Raw genomic sequence first — 15,732 nt, 5'->3', positions numbered from 1 at the left:
TCGATGAAAACCTAACACGTGTATACCTTTGGCTCAACCCCTCACCGACGACCCTCTCGCCCGGCGTCCGCCCCCTCGCTCAGGTTGTCCGAGACGACCTCGAGCACGTGGGCGCGGGCCTGCACGGCAGCCGCCCCGCGCTCTGCCGTGACGGCGGCCGCGAACACCTCCGCGAACACGAGGAACGCCACGCGCGACGCGTGCTCGAGCTCGTCGCGGAAGCTCACCCCGGTCGGCGCGATCACGAGCGAGTGCGACGCCGCCTCGGTGAGCGCCGAGGAGGCGAACGACGTCAGGGCGATGACCGCGGCCCCGCCGCGCGCCGCGGCCTCGGCCACCCGGATGCTCGCCTCGTTCGCGCCCGACCCGCTCACCACGATGCACACGTCGTCCGCCGTCAGATGCCGCGCGGCGATCTGCTGGGCGATCGCGTCGGCGATGAACTCCGCGGAGCGCCCCGACGCGGTCAGCCGCATCGCGAGGTCGTTCGCGATGGGCGACGAGAGGCCGTTGGCGAGCACGAGCAGACGCCGGGCGGATGCCGCGAGGCGCACCGCCTCGTCGACGGCATCCGGGTCGAGCAGGCTGGCGAGCGCCGGCAGGGACCCCGCGAGCCGGTCGATCTCGCCCCGCATCCGGCCGAGCACCCCGGGCCCGTGGTCGACGGCCGATTCCGCCGGAGCGCCGCCGAGCTCCGCGGCGAGCGCGACGCGCAGCTGCGGGTAGCCCCGGTAGCCGACGCTCTGACATGTGCGAACGACCGTCGCCCGGCCGACGCCGGCCCGGTCGGCGAGCTCCTGCGCCGTCCACTCGACGACGGCGTCCGCCGACTCCACGATCAGCTCGGCCACCCGCCGCTCGGCGGGCTGCATGGTGTTGAGGGCGGCCGCGATGCGGGCCGTGGGCGGGGCGCTAGACGAGAACACGGGCGCGGGCTCCCTCCATGATGCGGCGGCGGATGGCACCGGACGCTCCGTCGATCAGCATCGTCACGACGACGACGACGATGAGAAGGACACCCACCGTCGACCACTCACGGTACTGCGTGTACGACGTCAGCCTGTCGCCGATCCCGCCGACGCCGATCAGCCCGAGCACCGCCGACGACCGCACGTTGATCTCGAACCGGTAGAGCCAGAACGACCAGAACGCCGGCTCGGCCTGCGGCCACACTCCCCACCGCAGCACCTGGAGCGTTCCGCCGCCGGCTGCGCGCGCGGCCTCGATCGGTCCGCGCGGCACGGCCTCGACGGCCTCGTAACCCCACTTCCCGAGGGTGCCGACGCCGTTGATCGCGAGAGCGAGCGCGCCCGTGAACGGAGTCAGCCCCGTCACCGACAGGATCACGATCGCGATGATGATCTCGGGCACCGCGCGGATGAGGGAGAACAGCCCGCGCAGCAGCGACCGCAGCCAGGCGGGCCCGAACCCGCGGGCGGCGACCAGACTGAGCGGCGTCGCGAGGAGGATGCCGAGGATCGTGCCGACCCAGGCCATCTCGATGCTCCGCCAGGTCTGCCAGAGCGCCTCGGGCAGCTTCTCCCAGTTCGGGTTCCCGAACATGAGCACGGTGTACCGCAGGATCTCGGAGGGCAGGTCGAGGAGACGTCCCCAGCTGATGTCGATCGACCAGAACGCCAGCACGACGATGCCGGTCACGAGCGCCCAGCCCGCGATGAGCCAGGGGCGCCGGGGGCGGTCGGGGATCACGGTGACGCCGTGGGTGCGATCGGGGATGAGCGCGGTCATACGAGCCTCCGTCGGATCGCGTCGGAGACGAGGTCGATCACGATGACGACGATGAGGATCTCCAGGATGATGAGCGAGAGCTGGTCGTAGCGGTAGAACGTGCGCACGGCGTCGATCAGGAGGCCCATGCCTCCCGCGCCGACGAGGCCGAGCACCGTCGAGGCGCGCACGTTGAGCTCGAAGACGTAGAGCGTCTGGTTCGCGAAGGCCGGCCACGCGTCGGGCAGTGCGAGGGTGCGGTTGATCTTCGCCTGGGTCGCCCCCACCGCGCGTCCGGCCTCGAGCGGACCGCGGTCGTTGGTGTCGATCGCCTCCGAGACGAGCTTCACGATGATGCCGACGTTGAACAGCAGCAGCGCGAGGATGCCGGGGAGCGCGCCGACCCCCACCATGGCGACGAGGATCGCGGCGTACAGCAGGTCGGGCACGCTGCGGATGACGTTGAGGATGCCGCGCACGGCGATGCGCGCCGGTGCGCTCGGGTTCGTCGCCCGCGCCGCCCAGAAGCTGAGCGGGAGCGACACCGCGGCGCCGATCGCCGTGGCGATCACGGCCATCTGCAGCGTCTCGGCCAGGGGCGGGATCGTCCGGGGGAAGAAGCTCCAGTCGGGCAGGAGCAGCTTCACGATCTTGTCGGCGCCGTTCTGCCAGTTGCGGGCGATCGCGCCGAGGTCGACGCCGATGCCGAGGCCGGGCAGGCACATGACCACGGTCACGGCGATCACGGCGACGAGGATGACCGGCCCCCTCCACGCTCCGCGGGGGCGGGCGGGGACGTCGAGCGGCGCAGGCTCCACGGGCGGGACGGTGCCGATCACGCGTCCAACCGGTCTTCCGGGGTGAGCGAGCGTCCGTAGATGCTCTCGAAGTCGGCATCCGTCGCGCTCGTGGCGGGGCCGTCGTAGACGACCTCTCCCGCGCGCATGCCGATCATGCGCGCGCCGTATTCGCGGGCCAGGTCGAGCAGGTGCAGATTGACGAGCACCGTGATGCCGAGGTCGCGGTTGATGCGGCGGAGGTCGTTCATGACGCCGTGGGCGGTGGGCGGGTCGAGGCTCGCGACGGGCTCGTCGGCGAGCACGATGCGGGGCTCCTGCGCGAGGGCGCGGGCGATCGCGACGCGCTGCTGCTGCCCCCCGGAGAGGTCGGAGGCGCGCGAGTGGAGCTTCGGGAGGATGCCGACGCGATCGAGAGCGTGGTACGCGAGCTGCCGATCGGTCTCGGGGTAGGCGCCGAGCAGCGTGCGCCACAGCGGCGTGTGGGCGAGCCGGCCGACGAGCACGTTCTGCAACACGCTCGCGCGCCCGGCCAGATTGAACCCCTGGAAGACCATGCCGACATCGCCGCGGAGACGCCGGAGGGTCCGCGGCGAAGCGCCGCTCACGCGGTGCTCGCCCACGTCGAGGGTGCCGGAGGTGACCGGCACGAGGCCGTTGATCGTGCGGATGAGCGTGGACTTCCCCGAGCCCGACAGCCCCACGACGGCGACCATCTCGCCGGCGTCGATGTCGAGCGAGACGCGATTCAGGCCGATCGTGCCGTTGGGATAGCGCACGGTGACGTCGTCGAGGCGGATCGCCCACGGCGTGGACGCCGCAGCCGGGGCCGCGGCGTCCACGTGCTGGATCTGGTCGGACAACTTACTGGAGCCCCAGGGCCTCGGCGGCACGCGCGACGACGTCGAGGGACTCCGGGTCGGCCGGCGCGAGCTTGGTGATCGAGTAGATGCTGGTGAGGATCTCCGAGCCCTCCTCGGTGTTCGAGAAGTCCTCGAGGGCCTTCGTGATGCGCTCCTGCAGCTCGGGCGAGAGGTCGGCCGAGACGGCGACGCCGTCGTTCGGGATCTCCTCGGTCATCGCGAAGACGACGACCTTCTGGCCGACGTCCGGGGTGTCCTTCTGCACGATCGTGCGGGCATCCCAGAAGCTGAAGCCCACCTCGGCGTCGCCGTTGTAGACGGCCAGCACCGAGGCGTCGTTCGCCGTGACCGGGATCTGCTCGATGTCGGCATCGGTGTCGAGTCCGGCCTCCTGCAGGGCGAGCACCGGGTAGATGTAGCCGGCGGGCGAGCCGGGGCCGAGGAGCGCGACCTTGGCGCCCTTCACCTTGTCGATGCTGTCGAGGCCCGCGGGGCCCGTCATGGCGTCGGCGCCGTTGCAGAACAGCATCCCGTCGCGCTCGACCGGCTCGTCGTCGCAGTACTTGTCGGGGTTGTTCGTCATGAACTGCGCGGGGTAGGTGATGTTGCCGTTGCGCTCGGTCTGCAGCACGACGGAGGCGTCGTACATGTCGTTCGCCTGCCACAGCTGCAGCGACGGGAGGAAGCCGATCTGCGCCTGGCCGGCACCCATCGCCTCGACAGCGGCCTGGTAGTCCTTCGACACGACGCCGGTGACCTCGATGCCGAGCTCTTCGGTGAGGTAATCGGTCAGCGGTGCGGCGGTCTCGACGAGGCCGTCCTGGTCCTGCGAGGGCACCAGGGCCAGCACGAGCGAGTCCGGGTCGGCGGCCGGGGCGGCCGAGTCCTCGGGGGCGGCGGTGCTGCTCGAGCATCCGGCGAGCACCACGGTCAGCAGCGCGCCGGCGGCGACGATTCCCGCGGCGGAACGGCGGAGGGGGGAGGTACGCATGGTCATCCTTCGATGTGTGAGAGGGGTGGAGGGAAGGTGGATGGACAGGACGGCGGAGAGGAGGGGGTCACGCGCGCAGCCAGTCCTCGAGCTGCGGGACCAGCTCCGAGAACGCGGACGCGCGGAAGGTGGGGGTCGCCGCGGGGTCGGCGAACCCGCCGATGAGGGCGGTCGCGTGGCCGCGGGCGTGGGCCGGGGCGAGGTCGTTGTGCCAGATGTCCCCCACGCTGAGCACCCTGGCGTCGGCGGGGAGATCCGCCAGGACGGTCTCGAGGCCGGTCGGCTTGCGTGCACCGGTGACGATCCGGTCGAAGAGCCCGGCCAGCCCGAGCGCCTCGAGCGCTTCGGCGATCCGGATGCTCGGCGCGTTCGTGACGAGCACGCGCTCGGCGCGACCGCCGGCCTCGGTCAGGAAGGCCGCGAGCCCCTCGGGCGCGAGGATCGGAGCCTGCTCCGTCGCGAGCCGCGTCCGGCTGGCACGATACGCGCTGCTGAGGAGCGCGGCGTCCGCTCCCCGCCCGAGCGCCTCGCGGCGCACCGCGTCGTATCCGTCGAGCACACCCGCCTCCGCCGCCGCGAGGGCCGAGCGGATGCCGTCGACGAGCCCCTCGCCGCGATCGCCGAGGCCGTCGGCGACCTCCTGGGCGTAGGCGAGCACAGGACCGTCGCCGAGGGCGATCGTGCCGTCGAAGTCGAACAGGAGGATGGTGTCCACGAAGAGCTTTCCGCTCCGGCCGCTGTGGTCCGGACGCTCCGTCCAGCATGAGCAACCGAGATGGACACAACGACCACGCGACGTGAACGCCGAGTGAACAATGCGTCCACGTCACTCGCGTATGGTGAGCGCCGTGTCCGAAATCGACGACCTCCTGCATGCCGCGAGCCTCGCCGCGAGCGGCTCCCCCGCGAGCGCCCGCTCTGCGATCGACGCCCTGCCCTGGTTGACCGCGTCGATCGCGGCCAACCGTGCGGCCGGGGCCTTCTCCGCGTGGGGGCGCTCCACGGTCGTCGACGAGAACACGGCGGAGCCGGTCCTCTCCCCCGCGCTGTTCGACGAGCTGCACCGGCAGGCCGGCATCACCGCCGCCTGGCCGGTGGGCAATGCGGGGCTCCTGCACTGCTACGGCTACCTCCTGTCGCTCGCCGAGACGCCCTACGGGGCCAAGCGCGACCGGTGGCTGGAGCCCGCACTCGCTCTCGCGTGCGGACGGGAGGCCGCGGCCTTCGCACCATGGGCGAGCGGTGCGACCCTGCTCGAGCGCGCCACGACGGCGGCATCCGCACTCCTCGACCACGGTCGCGAGCGTCTCGACCTCGTCGTCGATGCCCGCCCGGCCCGGGTGGCGCTGACGACGGCGTCCGGTCCCGGCGCGCTCGCCTACGCCGTGGCACCGACGCCGCACGACGAGCCGCTGCTGGTGACGATGTTCCCCGTGTCGGATGCGGCGGCGATCCGCGCGGAGGCGGATACGACCGCCCTCCTCCGGTGGAACGCCGCCTGACGCGTATATTGCATTTCTCTGACTATCGTCATAGTTTCGCCATAGCGGTCGGAGCGGACCGTGCTCACCGACGCATCGAGGCGTCATGGCGAAGGAGACGACGATGTCCACCACCTCCCCGACCGCAGCCGACGAGAGAGTGTGGCCGGTCCCCCGGGCCGTCACCGGGGTCGTGCTGTTCAGCTGCTGGCTGGCGATCCTCGCCGACGGCTATGACATCGGCGTGATCGGAGCCGTCCTGCCCGCCCTCGCCGAGGACTCGGCCTGGGCGCTGAGCCCGGTCGAGCTCGGCGGCCTGGCCTCGTGGGCCCTGGTGGGGATGCTGATCGGCGCGCTCTTCATCGGCACGCTCAGCGACCGCGTGGGGCGCAAACGGATGCTGCTCGTCTCGATGTCGATCTTCACCCTGATGCAGCTCGGAGCGGCGCTCGCCCCCACGCCCGAGCTCTTCGGCCTGTTCCGCTTCCTCGGCGGGCTCGGCATGGGCGGCATCATCCCCGTCGCCGCCGCGCTGACGATCGAGTTCTCGGCGCCGCGACGCCGCGCCCGGAACTACGGGCTCATGTACTCGGGATACTCCCTGGGCATCGTGGTGTCGGCGGTCGTCGCGATGGCGCTCCTGCCGCATCTCGGCTGGCGCTGGGTCATCGCGGTCGGCGCCTTCCCGATCCTGCTCATCCCGATCATCGCGAAGGTCCTGCCCGAGTCGCTGGAGTCGCTGGAGAACCGGGGCCGGCACGCCCGCGCCGCCGCGCTCGCCGAGCGTCTCGGCATCCGCCCCTACGTGCCGACCATCCGTCCGCAGACGACGCCCGGACACCGTCTGCCGTGGCAGCGCATCCTGCACCGGCTGTTCTCCCCGCCGTACCTCCGGTCGACCGTCTTCCTCTGGATCTCGCTGTTCGCCGGTCTCCTCCTCGTCTACGGCCTGAACTCGTGGCTGCCCTCGATCATGCGCGCCGCCGGCTACGACCTCGGCCCCGCGCTGGCGTTCCTGCTCGTGTTCAGCCTCGCCTCCGCCGTGGGCGGGCTCGTGCTCGGCCATCTCGCCGATCGATTCGGGTCGAAGCCGATCCTCATCGTCTTCTACACGGTCGGCGGACTCGCCTGCCTGCTGCTGATGTTCCCGAACACCATGCTGCTGAACCTCGTGCTCGTCGGCCTCTCGGGCGTCGGCTCCATCTCGACGTCGCTCGTGCTCACGGCCTACATCACCGACTACTACCCGGCGTCCGTGCGTGCGACCGCCGCGGGGTGGGCCCTCAGCTTCGCCCGCATCGGCGCCATCATGGGGCCGATGCTGGGCGGCTGGCTCGCGTCCCTCGCCGTCGCCGCGGCGTGGAACTTCGTCGCGTTCGCGATCGTCGCGATCGTCGCCGCGATCGCGGTCGCACTGGTCCCGAAGAAGCCCGTGACCGTGGAGTGACGCGGCCGCCGTCGCTCAGCGCGGCGCGTGCGCCTCGAGGAACTCGTAGACGTCGGTGGTGTCGACGCCGGGGAACGACCCGGTCGGCAGCGTCGCGAGCAGCGTGCGCGGCGTCTTGACGTTGGGCCAGGAGTTCTCCCGCCAGCGGCCCTCGAGCTCGGCGGGAGCCCGGCGACAGCACACCTCGACCGAGTGCTTCGACACCCCGCGGTGCGTCGTGTCCCTCCCCACGAACCATCTCGTGTCGTCGAAGCGCACCCCGACGCTCACCGAGTGGAGGCCCTCGCTCGAGGCCTCCACTCGCGCGGTGCACCAGTAGGTCCCGTTGCCGGTGTCGGTGTACTGGTAGTACGGGTTGAACCGGTCGTCCTCGTCGAACACCACGCGTGACGTCCATCGGCGGCAGCACATCTGTCCCTCGATCGCGCCGAGGCGATCGGTCGGGAAGTTGACGTCGTCGTTCTCGTACGCCTTCGTGATCGTCCCCGACTCGTGCACCTTGAGGAAGTGCACCGGGATGTCGAGGTGCCGGGTCGCGAGGTTGGTGAAGCGGTGGGCCGCCGTCTCGTACGAGACCGAGTACGCGTCGCGGAGGTCCTCGATCGAGATGGCCCTGCGTGCCTTGGCGTCCTGGAGCGCGGGGACGACGTGGGCTTCGGGGATGAGCAGCGCACCCGTCAGGTAGTTGGTCTCGACGCGCTGGCGCAGGAACTCCGCATAGCTGCGCGGTTCTGCATGACCCAGGATGCGGCTCGAGAGCGCCTGGAGCACCGCGGTGCGCGCGTCTCCCTTCGCGGGCACGCGGCTCGACAGGTACAGGCGCCCGTTCGCGAGATCCGCGACGCTGCGCGTGGTCTGCGGGAGGTCGGGCGCATAGTGCAGCGTGAACCCGAGATGGGCGGCGATCTCGGACGCCGTCCGCTGCGTGAGCGGGCCGCCGGGGTGACCGACCGCCGCGAGGATCTCGGCCGCCTTCGCCTCGAGGTCGGCGAAGTGGTTGTCCTGCCGGCGCATGAGGTGCCGGAGCTCCACGTTGGCCCGCCGGGCCTCCTCCGGGGTGGCTGCCCGTTCGTCCCTGAGCCGGTCGATCTCGCCGTGCAGGGCGAGCATGGCCTTGAGGGCATCCGTGGGCAGGCTCTTGGCGATGCGGAAGGGCTCGATGCCCAGCGCCCGGAACGTCTGCCCCTTCATGGCCCGCTCGAGGGCGATCTCGATCGCGCTGCGCTCGTCGAGCGGCTCGCCCTCGAGCAGCGCGTCGATCGTGACGCCGAGGGCACGCGCGATCGCCTGCAGCTGCGTGAGCTTGGGCTCGCGCTTGCCGGTCTCGATCATCGACATCTGACTGGGCGCCCGATCGACCGCGGCCGCGAGGTCGTCGAGGGTCATCCCTCGCGCGGTGCGGAGCTGGCGGATGCGGCGGCCGATCGTGAGGGCGTCGGCGTCTTCGCCGACGGTGGAGGTCGTCATGGCGCCGATTCTGTCACAGAAACAGAATTCCGGTCGATCTTCACACCGGATTCTGCACATCGGAGGTCGGATCTTCACTCACAGTGGAACACACCACCGGCACCGCAGCCGGACCCCACGGAGGAGACATCATGACGAACACCGCCGAGAACCACACGCCCCGTCCTGCCGGCCTGCGCGCCGGGGACCAGGTGCAGACGGCCGCCGAGCTCCAGGAGATCTGGGACACCGACCCGCGCTGGGACGGCGTCGAGCGCACGTACTCGGCCGCGGACGTCATCCGCATCCGCGGCTCGGTCCGCGAGGACTCGACGCTCGCGCACCGCGGAGCCGAGAATCTCTGGAACCTCCTGCACACCGAGGACTACGTCCGCGCCCTCGGCGCCTATACGGGAGGCCAGGCCGTGCAGCAGGTGCGCGCCGGACTCAAGGCCATCTACCTCTCCGGATGGCAGGTCGCCGCGGACGGCAACCTCGCGGGTCAGACGTACCCCGACCAGTCGCTCTACCCGGCGAACTCGGTGCCCGCGGTCGTGCGACGCATCAACAACGCCCTGCTGCGGCAGGACCAGCTCGAGCACGCCGAGGGCGAGATCACGCGGGACTGGCTCGCGCCGATCGTCGCGGACGCCGAGGCGGGCTTCGGCGGACCGCTCAACGCCTACGAGCTCGCGCAGTCGCTGATCCAGGCCGGCGCCGCCGCGATCCACTGGGAGGACCAGCTGGCCAGCGAGAAGAAGTGCGGCCATCTGGGCGGCAAGGTGCTGGTGCCGACGCAGCAGCACATCCGCACCCTCAACGCGGCACGCCTGGCTGCCGACGTCGCAGGCGTGCCGACGGTCATCATCGCTCGGACGGATGCTCTGGCGGCCGACCTGCTCACGAGCGACGTCGACGAGCGCGACCAGGAGTTCACGACCGGCGAGCGCACGACCGAGGGGTTCTACCGGATCCGCCCCGGCATCGAGTCGGTCATCAGCCGCGGGCTCGCGTTCGCCCCGTACGCCGACCTGCTCTGGGTCGAGACCGGGGAGCCGGACATCGAGCTCGCCCGGGAGTTCGCCTCGGCGGTCCACGCCGAGTTCCCCGGGAAGATGCTCGCGTACAACTGCTCGCCGAGCTTCAACTGGAAGCGCCACCTGTCGGATGCCGCGATCGCGACCTTCCAGCAGGAGCTGGCGGATCTGGGCTACCGGTTCCAGTTCATCACGCTGGCCGGCTTCCACGCCCTGAACCACTCGATGTTCGACCTCGCCCGCGGCTACGCCGAGCGCGCCATGAGCGCCTACGTGGAGCTGCAGGAGGCCGAGTTCGCCGCCGAGGCGGACGGCTACACCGCCACCAAGCACCAGCGCGAGGCGGGCACCGGATACTTCGACGTCATCTCGACCGCGCTCAACCCCGACAGCGCGACACTCGCCCTCGCCGGCTCCACCGAAGCCGCGCAGTTCCACTGATCCCCCACCGGCCCACGGACAAGGACACCTCTCATGACCATCACGACCACCACGACCACCACGACCACCACCCAGCAGGGCCCCGCGATCAGCGTGACAGGCCCGCTCCGCGATCGATACGACGAGATCCTCACGCCCGAGGCGCTCGCATTCCTCACGGAGCTGCACCACCGATTCGGCTCGCGTCGGCACGATCGTCTCGCCGACCGCATGCGTCGCCGGTTCGAGATCGGCAACGGCCACGACCCGCGCTTCCGAGACGACACCCGCCACATCCGCGAGGACTCGTCCTGGCGGGTCGCCGGCGCAGGACCGGGTCTCGAGGACCGCCGCGTCGAGATCACCGGGCCGACGGACCCGAAGATGACGATCAACGCGCTGAACTCGGGCGCGAAGGTCTGGCTCGCAGACCAGGAGGACGCCACCAGCCCCACCTGGCGCAACGTGATCGAGGGCCAGCTCTCGCTGCGCGATGCGATCCGCGGCGAGCTCTCCTTCACGAGCTCCGCGGGCAGGGAGTACCGGGTGACCGCAGAGCGCACGCCGACCATCGTGATGCGCCCCCGGGGATGGCACCTGCCGGAGAAGCACGTGGACTTCATCGACCGCGCCGGTCGCCGCACCGCGGCATCCGGCTCGCTCGTCGACTTCGGCCTCTACTTCTTCCACAACGCGCAGGAGCTGATCGCGCGGGGTCGCGGCCCGTACTTCTACATCGCCAAGCTCGAGTCCAGCGAGGAGGCGAAGCTGTGGGACGACGTCTTCTCCTTCAGTGAGGAGTACCTCGGGATCCCGCACGGCACGATCCGCGCGACCGTGCTGATCGAGACTCTGCCCGCCGCGTTCGAGATGGACGAGATCCTGTACGAGCTGCGCGACCACTGCGCAGGACTCAACGCCGGACGCTGGGACTACATCTTCTCGATCATCAAGAACTACCGCGGTCGCGGAGCGCGCTTCGTGCTCCCCGACCGCAGCGAGGTCACCATGACCGTGCCGTTCATGCGCGCGTACACCGAGCTGCTCGTGCAGACGTGCCACAAGCGAGGCGCCTACGCGATCGGCGGCATGAGCGCGTTCATCCCCAACCGCCGCGACCCCGAGGTCACGGCTCGGGCGATCGAGAAGGTGTCGGCCGACAAGAGGCGCGAGGCCGGCGACGGCTTCGACGGCACGTGGGTCGCCCACCCCGACCTGATCCCCACCGCGCAGGCCGAGTTCGACGCCGTTCTCGGCGACCGCCCGAATCAGGTCGACCGCCGGCGTCCGGAGGTGCACGTCGAGGCGTCCGACCTGCTGGACCTGCACATCGGCCGTCCGATCACGGCCCGCGGCGTGCGCGACAACGTCTCGGTCGCGATCCGCTACCTCGAGGCCTGGCTCCGCGGCCTCGGCGCCGTGGCGATCGACAACCTCATGGAGGACGCCGCGACGGCCGAGATCAGCCGCTCGCAGGTGTGGCAGTGGATCCACCAGGACCGGACGACCGAGGACGGCACGCCGATCACCGCGGAGTACGTCGAGCGGCTCATCCGCGAGGAGCTGGTACGGGCGACGCGCTCCGCGGGCGACCGCTTCGACGACGCCGCGGCCGTCTTCCGCGAGGTCGCCCTCCATGAGGAGTTCCCGACGTTCCTCACCCTCGGCGCCTACAGCCGATACCTGGCCGACGAGGTCTGAGGCGCGACGCCGGAGCCCCGCGGATGCTGTCGATCAGCGGCCGCGGGGCTCCGCCGCGTACGGGCTCGGCGGCGCACCACGGGCGTAGCCTGGATGCATGACCGCCGCCTGGGATGACATCGCGTCCGAGTTCCTGCACCTGTATCCGCGCGGGCGACGACTGCTCGTCGTGAGCGGAGCGGATGCCGAGCGCTCCCGCCGCGCCGCGGACGACCTCGCGGCGGCGTTGACCGCGGCGGGCCAGACCGTCGAGCGGGCCCACAGCGCCGACGGTGACGGGCAGGCGCTGCGGGCCGACGTGATCGCACCGTTCCGCGCCGCGGAGAGCGCAGGGACCGTGCTCGTGGTCTCCGGGCCCGCGGCGCTGATCGACGAGGACACCCGGGGGCTGTGGAACCACATCGTCTGGCAGCTCGTCGACGCCGAGCCGCCGCACTCGATCGCCTCGGCGATCGTCGACGTCTCGGATCCGGAGAACCCGACGCGGCGCTTCGCGGACTACTGCGCTCTCCCCGCGTCGTACGGAGCGTGACCCTCTTCTGATTCGCGAGTGCCCCGGTCGTCCCCCCGACCGAGGCACCCGCACGTCCGCCCGGACATCGCTGCCCGGACGATTCGTTGTGCCCTGCGCTCTCGCGCGCCCCCGGACTTCCGGACGGGCGGGACCCGCCACGTCCGGAAGCCATGATGACCGGGGCGGAGGGGCCGCGGCCCCTCTTCCGCCGATCGTCATGGCCCGCCTGGGGGCACGGGCAGGCTCAGGTTATGCGCGACCTCGCGCGTGCGTGCCGTGCGCCGACGTTCCTGTCTCCCGGAGCGCGGGAACCGGCACGGGATGACGTCGATGGCACGGGATCCGCGCTCCGGTGACATCGACATGCCCGTGCGCTCACGAGCCTCGACGGGACTGCTCGTCGGTCAGCAGCATCGCCTCGGCGAGGCGCGGGGGCTGCGTGAGCGCCTCGAGCCGGAAGGCGCTGGGGCTGAGCCCGACCCGTCGCGCGAACTGCGCCCGCAGCGCCGCCGCGTCCGGGAAGCCCGACCGCGCAGCGACCGCCGAGAGGTCCTGCGGCGGCTGCACGAGCAGCTCCTCGCGGGCGGTCTCGAGCCGGCGCTCGAGGATCCGGGTCGCAAGGCTCCCCTCCGCGCCGGAGAACAGTCGGAACAGCTGCCGACGGCTCATGTGCAGCTCGGCGGCCAGCGCATCGATGTCGAACGCCGCCTCGCGATGCCGCCGCTCGATGATCCGCACGGCGGCCGCACGGTGCTCCGTGGCCCTGTCGGTCGCCCGCGCACCGGGGAACTGCCGGAACAGTCCGCGCACGACGGCGAGGAGGGTCGTCTCCGTGCCCGCGAGCGCGCTGCGATCGCCCGCCGGCTCGCGCGACCACTCGTACAGCATCCTCACGAGCGCGGCGCCCGCAGCCCTCGTCAGCGGGGTGTCGGGGAAGAGGTCGGCGCCGCGCAGCAGCACGTGGTGATGATCCGGCAGCGCGGATGCCGGTATCACGACACCCGTGGTCTCGCTCACGTCGAGATGCTCGACGGCGGACGCGCCGAGGCTGGACATGAAGCCGAGACGCCCCACGCTCATCAGCCGCGTGCCGCCGTCGGTGCGGATCCGCTGCCCGCCGTGCCGCGCGACCCCGACGATCACGATGTCCTCGTCGGCATCCGGCTGCGTGCGATAGGTCACCGTGTGCGCCGTCTCCAGCGTGCTGAACAGCATCGTCGTGCCGATCGAGCGGCGCAGCAGCGCGGCTTCGAACGCGGCCGGGTCATCGGCGGCCATGGTCCCGAAGTTCGACAGCTGCAGCATCCCGAGGTGTCCGTCCAGTCGGATCACGCTCGCCGAGAACCAGTCCGGAATCCCGGCTCCGTCGCGCTCGTCACCGCCCGACAGCCGTCGCAGCCATGCGCGCAGCTGCGCATCGTCGAGCACTCGCCCCATCGATCCCCCCCAGCGGGCCCGCGCTCCCACAGCGTCGCAACCTCGTTCCGGCCCTCACCCTATGCACGGGCCGAGGGCCAAGCAATATACGACAGCGGGCCGGACCCGGGGGCGCTCAGCGGAAGGACGCGGCGACCGAGTTGCGGTGGTAGTCGAAGACGATGCTGGTCCGCGTCGAGGCCACGCTGCTCTGGGCCGAGAGGTGCTCGAGCACGAACTCGCGCATCTCCGAGGAGTCCGCGACGGCGATGTGCAGGAGGAAGTCGTCGTCGCCGCCGAGGAAGAAGACCTGGATCACCTGCGGCAGCACCCGCACCCGGTCGGCGAACTCGACGATGCTCTCCCGACGGCCGCTCGGGCGCAGAGTGACGCCGATGACGGCCTGCAGTCCCGCGCCCAGCATCCGCTCGTCCACGCTCGCGTGGAAGCCGCTGATGACGCCGCGGTCGACCAGGGCGCGCAGCCGGGCGTGCGCAGTGGACGGGGCGACACCGAGGTGGCCGGCGAGCTCCGCGTTCGTCATACGGCCGTCCGCGCTGAGGAGCTGCACGATCCGCGCGTCGATCACGTCGAGCGCGGGCGCCCGAACGGTGTTCGGCTGCGCGGCGTCGGGCGTTGTGTCCATGCGAACGATTATGCAGGATGCGCGATGATGCCGAATGTTCTTCAGCGTTTATGTTCTTGCATCGATGTTTCTGCGATCCTGAGACGAGCAGAGTCGTCACCAGGAGGATCGATGAAGATCGGCGTACCCGCAGAGGTCAAGAACAACGAGAACCGCGTGGCGCTCACGCCCGCCGGTGCCGACCGGCTGGTCCATGAGGGCCACCGGGTGCTGGTGCAGGCCGGTGCGGGCGTCGGCTCCGGCATCTCCGACGAGGCCTTCCGCATCGCCGGCGCCGAGATCGTGGAGACCGCGGCGCAGACCTGGGGCGAGGCGGAGCTCCTCATCAAGGTGAAGGAGCCGATCGCCGAGGAGTACGGCTTCCTCCGCGACGACCTCACGCTCTTCACCTACCTGCACCTCGCCGCCGACCGGGCGCTCACCACCGCGCTCGTCGACGCCGGCACCACGGCCGTCGCCTACGAGACCGTGCAGCTGCCCGACCGCACTCTGCCTCTGCTCGTCCCGATGAGCGAGATCGCGGGCCGGCTGTCCGTGACCGTCGGCTCGCACTCCCTCATGCGCTCCGCCGGCGGGCGCGGCGTGCTGATGGGCGGCATCGCGGGCACGCCCCGCGCCAAGACGGTCGTCATCGGCGGCGGCGTCGCCGGCGAGCACGCGGCCGCGAACGCGCTCGGCCTCGGCGCCAGGGTCACCGTCATCGACATCGCGCTGCCCCGCCTGCGCGAGCTCGAGCACCGCTACGGCGGCGCGCTCGAGACCCGAGCGTCGAGCCGCTACGACATCGCGGAGGAGCTCGCGAGCGCCGACCTCGTCATCGGCTCGGTCCTCATCCCCGGCGCCGCGGCGCCCAAGCTGGTCACAGACGACATGGTCGCCGCCATGAAGCCGGGCTCGGTGCTCGTCGACATCGCCATCGACCAGGGCGGATGCTTCGAGGGATCCCGTCCGACCACGCACGACGACCCCACCTTCGCGGTGCACGACTCGATCTACTACTGCGTCGCCAACATGCCCGGCGCCGTCCCGGAGACCGCGACGCGGGCGCTGACCAACGCCACTCTGCCCTATGTCTCGGCCATCGCCGGCAAGGGCTGGGAGCGCGCGGCGTCCGACGACGCGGCGCTCGCGAAGGGCCTCAACGTCCGGGGCGGCCGGATCGTGCTCGACGCGGTCGCGCAGGCGCACGGGCTCGCGACCGCCTGACGAGCAGCGGGCGACGGCCGGGGCGAGTACCGGGCGACG

The 15,732-nt window shown here is 71.1% G+C and carries 15 protein-coding genes; 6 read left to right on the top strand and 9 right to left on the bottom strand.

Going from position 1 to position 15,732, the window contains the following annotated elements; translation table 11 throughout:
- Nucleotides 1-41: 41 nt before the first annotated feature.
- The 6 genes from A4X16_RS12985 to A4X16_RS12960 form a co-directional block, all read right to left on the bottom strand.
- Nucleotides 42-926 carry a MurR/RpiR family transcriptional regulator gene (locus A4X16_RS12985; protein WP_231880365.1) on the bottom strand — a complete coding sequence of 295 codons (885 nt, stop codon included), beginning with the start codon at nt 924-926 and terminating at the stop codon, nt 42-44.
- Nucleotides 913-1,749: a phosphonate ABC transporter, permease protein PhnE gene (phnE, locus tag A4X16_RS12980; protein WP_067121181.1), complete on the bottom strand. Its 837-nt coding sequence runs from the start codon at nt 1,747-1,749 to the stop codon at nt 913-915. The genes A4X16_RS12985 and phnE (A4X16_RS12980) overlap by 14 nt, the downstream gene beginning before the upstream one ends.
- Nucleotides 1,746-2,567 (bottom strand): phosphonate ABC transporter, permease protein PhnE, encoded by an 822-nt coding sequence (phnE, locus tag A4X16_RS12975; RefSeq protein WP_231880364.1) that lies wholly within the window; start codon nt 2,565-2,567, stop codon nt 1,746-1,748. The genes phnE (A4X16_RS12980) and phnE (A4X16_RS12975) overlap by 4 nt, the downstream gene beginning before the upstream one ends.
- Nucleotides 2,564-3,388, bottom strand: a complete 825-nt coding sequence (gene phnC / locus A4X16_RS12970; protein ID WP_231880363.1) for a phosphonate ABC transporter ATP-binding protein — start codon at nt 3,386-3,388, stop codon at nt 2,564-2,566. Before phnC ends, phnE (A4X16_RS12975) begins: the two co-directional genes overlap by 4 nt.
- 1 nt (nt 3,389) lies before the next feature.
- Nucleotides 3,390-4,379, bottom strand: coding sequence for a phosphate/phosphite/phosphonate ABC transporter substrate-binding protein (gene phnD, locus A4X16_RS12965; RefSeq protein WP_067121179.1), 990 nt, complete (start codon nt 4,377-4,379; stop codon nt 3,390-3,392).
- Between the two features lie 67 nt (nt 4,380-4,446).
- Nucleotides 4,447-5,094 (bottom strand): HAD family hydrolase, encoded by a 648-nt coding sequence (locus tag A4X16_RS12960; RefSeq protein WP_067121177.1) that lies wholly within the window; start codon nt 5,092-5,094, stop codon nt 4,447-4,449.
- Between the two features lie 133 nt (nt 5,095-5,227).
- On the opposite strand from A4X16_RS12960, the gene A4X16_RS12955 reads away from it, so the two are divergent.
- On the top strand, nt 5,228-5,881 hold the full coding sequence (locus A4X16_RS12955; protein ID WP_231880362.1) for an amino acid deaminase: 654 nt from the start codon (nt 5,228-5,230) through the stop codon (nt 5,879-5,881).
- A 103-nt stretch (nt 5,882-5,984) separates the two neighbouring features.
- The gene (locus A4X16_RS12950; protein ID WP_067121436.1) at nt 5,985-7,307 is read left to right on the top strand and encodes an MFS transporter; all 1,323 of its coding nucleotides are present in this window, start codon (nt 5,985-5,987) and stop codon (nt 7,305-7,307) included.
- A gap of 15 nt (nt 7,308-7,322) precedes the next feature.
- Here the strand turns inward: A4X16_RS12950 and A4X16_RS12945 are convergent, their stop codons facing one another.
- Nucleotides 7,323-8,774, bottom strand: a complete 1,452-nt coding sequence (locus A4X16_RS12945) for an XRE family transcriptional regulator (RefSeq protein ID WP_067121173.1) — start codon at nt 8,772-8,774, stop codon at nt 7,323-7,325.
- 131 nt (nt 8,775-8,905) lie between these two features.
- Between A4X16_RS12945 and aceA the strand changes: the two genes are divergently transcribed.
- The 3 genes from aceA (at nt 8,906) to A4X16_RS12930 (ending at nt 12,443) form a co-directional block, all read left to right on the top strand.
- The gene (gene aceA / locus A4X16_RS12940) at nt 8,906-10,231 is read left to right on the top strand and encodes an isocitrate lyase (RefSeq protein ID WP_067121171.1); all 1,326 of its coding nucleotides are present in this window, start codon (nt 8,906-8,908) and stop codon (nt 10,229-10,231) included.
- 33 nt (nt 10,232-10,264) lie between these two features.
- Nucleotides 10,265-11,911 carry a malate synthase A gene (gene aceB / locus A4X16_RS12935; RefSeq protein WP_067121169.1) on the top strand — a complete coding sequence of 549 codons (1,647 nt, stop codon included), beginning with the start codon at nt 10,265-10,267 and terminating at the stop codon, nt 11,909-11,911.
- Between the two features lie 97 nt (nt 11,912-12,008).
- Nucleotides 12,009-12,443 (top strand): hypothetical protein, encoded by a 435-nt coding sequence (locus A4X16_RS12930; RefSeq protein WP_067121167.1) that lies wholly within the window; start codon nt 12,009-12,011, stop codon nt 12,441-12,443.
- Nucleotides 12,444-12,800: 357 nt separating this feature from the next.
- On the opposite strand, the gene A4X16_RS12925 is transcribed toward A4X16_RS12930, so the two are convergent.
- Nucleotides 12,801-13,862: an AraC family transcriptional regulator gene (locus tag A4X16_RS12925; protein ID WP_082914455.1), complete on the bottom strand. Its 1,062-nt coding sequence runs from the start codon at nt 13,860-13,862 to the stop codon at nt 12,801-12,803.
- 115 nt (nt 13,863-13,977) lie between these two features.
- A complete protein-coding gene (locus A4X16_RS12920) occupies nt 13,978-14,487 on the bottom strand; it encodes an Lrp/AsnC family transcriptional regulator (RefSeq protein WP_067121163.1) in 510 nt (169 codons plus the stop codon).
- A 111-nt stretch (nt 14,488-14,598) separates the two neighbouring features.
- Here A4X16_RS12920 and ald point away from each other — a divergent pair, with 111 nt between their 5' ends.
- The gene (gene ald, locus A4X16_RS12915) at nt 14,599-15,693 is read left to right on the top strand and encodes an alanine dehydrogenase (RefSeq protein WP_067121161.1); all 1,095 of its coding nucleotides are present in this window, start codon (nt 14,599-14,601) and stop codon (nt 15,691-15,693) included.
- Nucleotides 15,694-15,732: the final 39 nt, after the last annotated feature.

Source organism: Microbacterium sp. H83, assembly GCF_001650405.1.
Taxonomy (GTDB): Bacteria; Actinomycetota; Actinomycetes; order Actinomycetales; family Microbacteriaceae; genus Microbacterium.
The sequence above is the reverse complement of the archived record's forward strand: the minus strand, read 5'-3'. Positions and strand labels throughout refer to the sequence as shown.

Bases quoted from the DNA above. Each gene is read 5' to 3' on its own strand.
- A4X16_RS12945 (WP_067121173.1), bottom strand. From the start codon at position 8,774: ATGACGACCTCCACCGTCGGCGAAGACGCCGACGCCCTCACGATCGGC.
- aceA (WP_067121171.1), top strand. From the start codon at position 8,906: ATGACGAACACCGCCGAGAACCACACGCCCCGTCCTGCCGGCCTGCGC.
- ald (WP_067121161.1), top strand. From the start codon at position 14,599: ATGAAGATCGGCGTACCCGCAGAGGTCAAGAACAACGAGAACCGCGTG.
- A4X16_RS12930 (WP_067121167.1), top strand. From the start codon at position 12,009: ATGACCGCCGCCTGGGATGACATCGCGTCCGAGTTCCTGCACCTGTAT.
- A4X16_RS12920 (WP_067121163.1), bottom strand. From the start codon at position 14,487: ATGGACACAACGCCCGACGCCGCGCAGCCGAACACCGTTCGGGCGCCC.
- phnD (WP_067121179.1), bottom strand. From the start codon at position 4,379: ATGCGTACCTCCCCCCTCCGCCGTTCCGCCGCGGGAATCGTCGCCGCC.
- phnE (WP_067121181.1), bottom strand. From the start codon at position 1,749: ATGACCGCGCTCATCCCCGATCGCACCCACGGCGTCACCGTGATCCCC.
- A4X16_RS12925 (WP_082914455.1), bottom strand. From the start codon at position 13,862: ATGGGGCGAGTGCTCGACGATGCGCAGCTGCGCGCATGGCTGCGACGG.
- A4X16_RS12950 (WP_067121436.1), top strand. From the start codon at position 5,985: ATGTCCACCACCTCCCCGACCGCAGCCGACGAGAGAGTGTGGCCGGTC.
- aceB (WP_067121169.1), top strand. From the start codon at position 10,265: ATGACCATCACGACCACCACGACCACCACGACCACCACCCAGCAGGGC.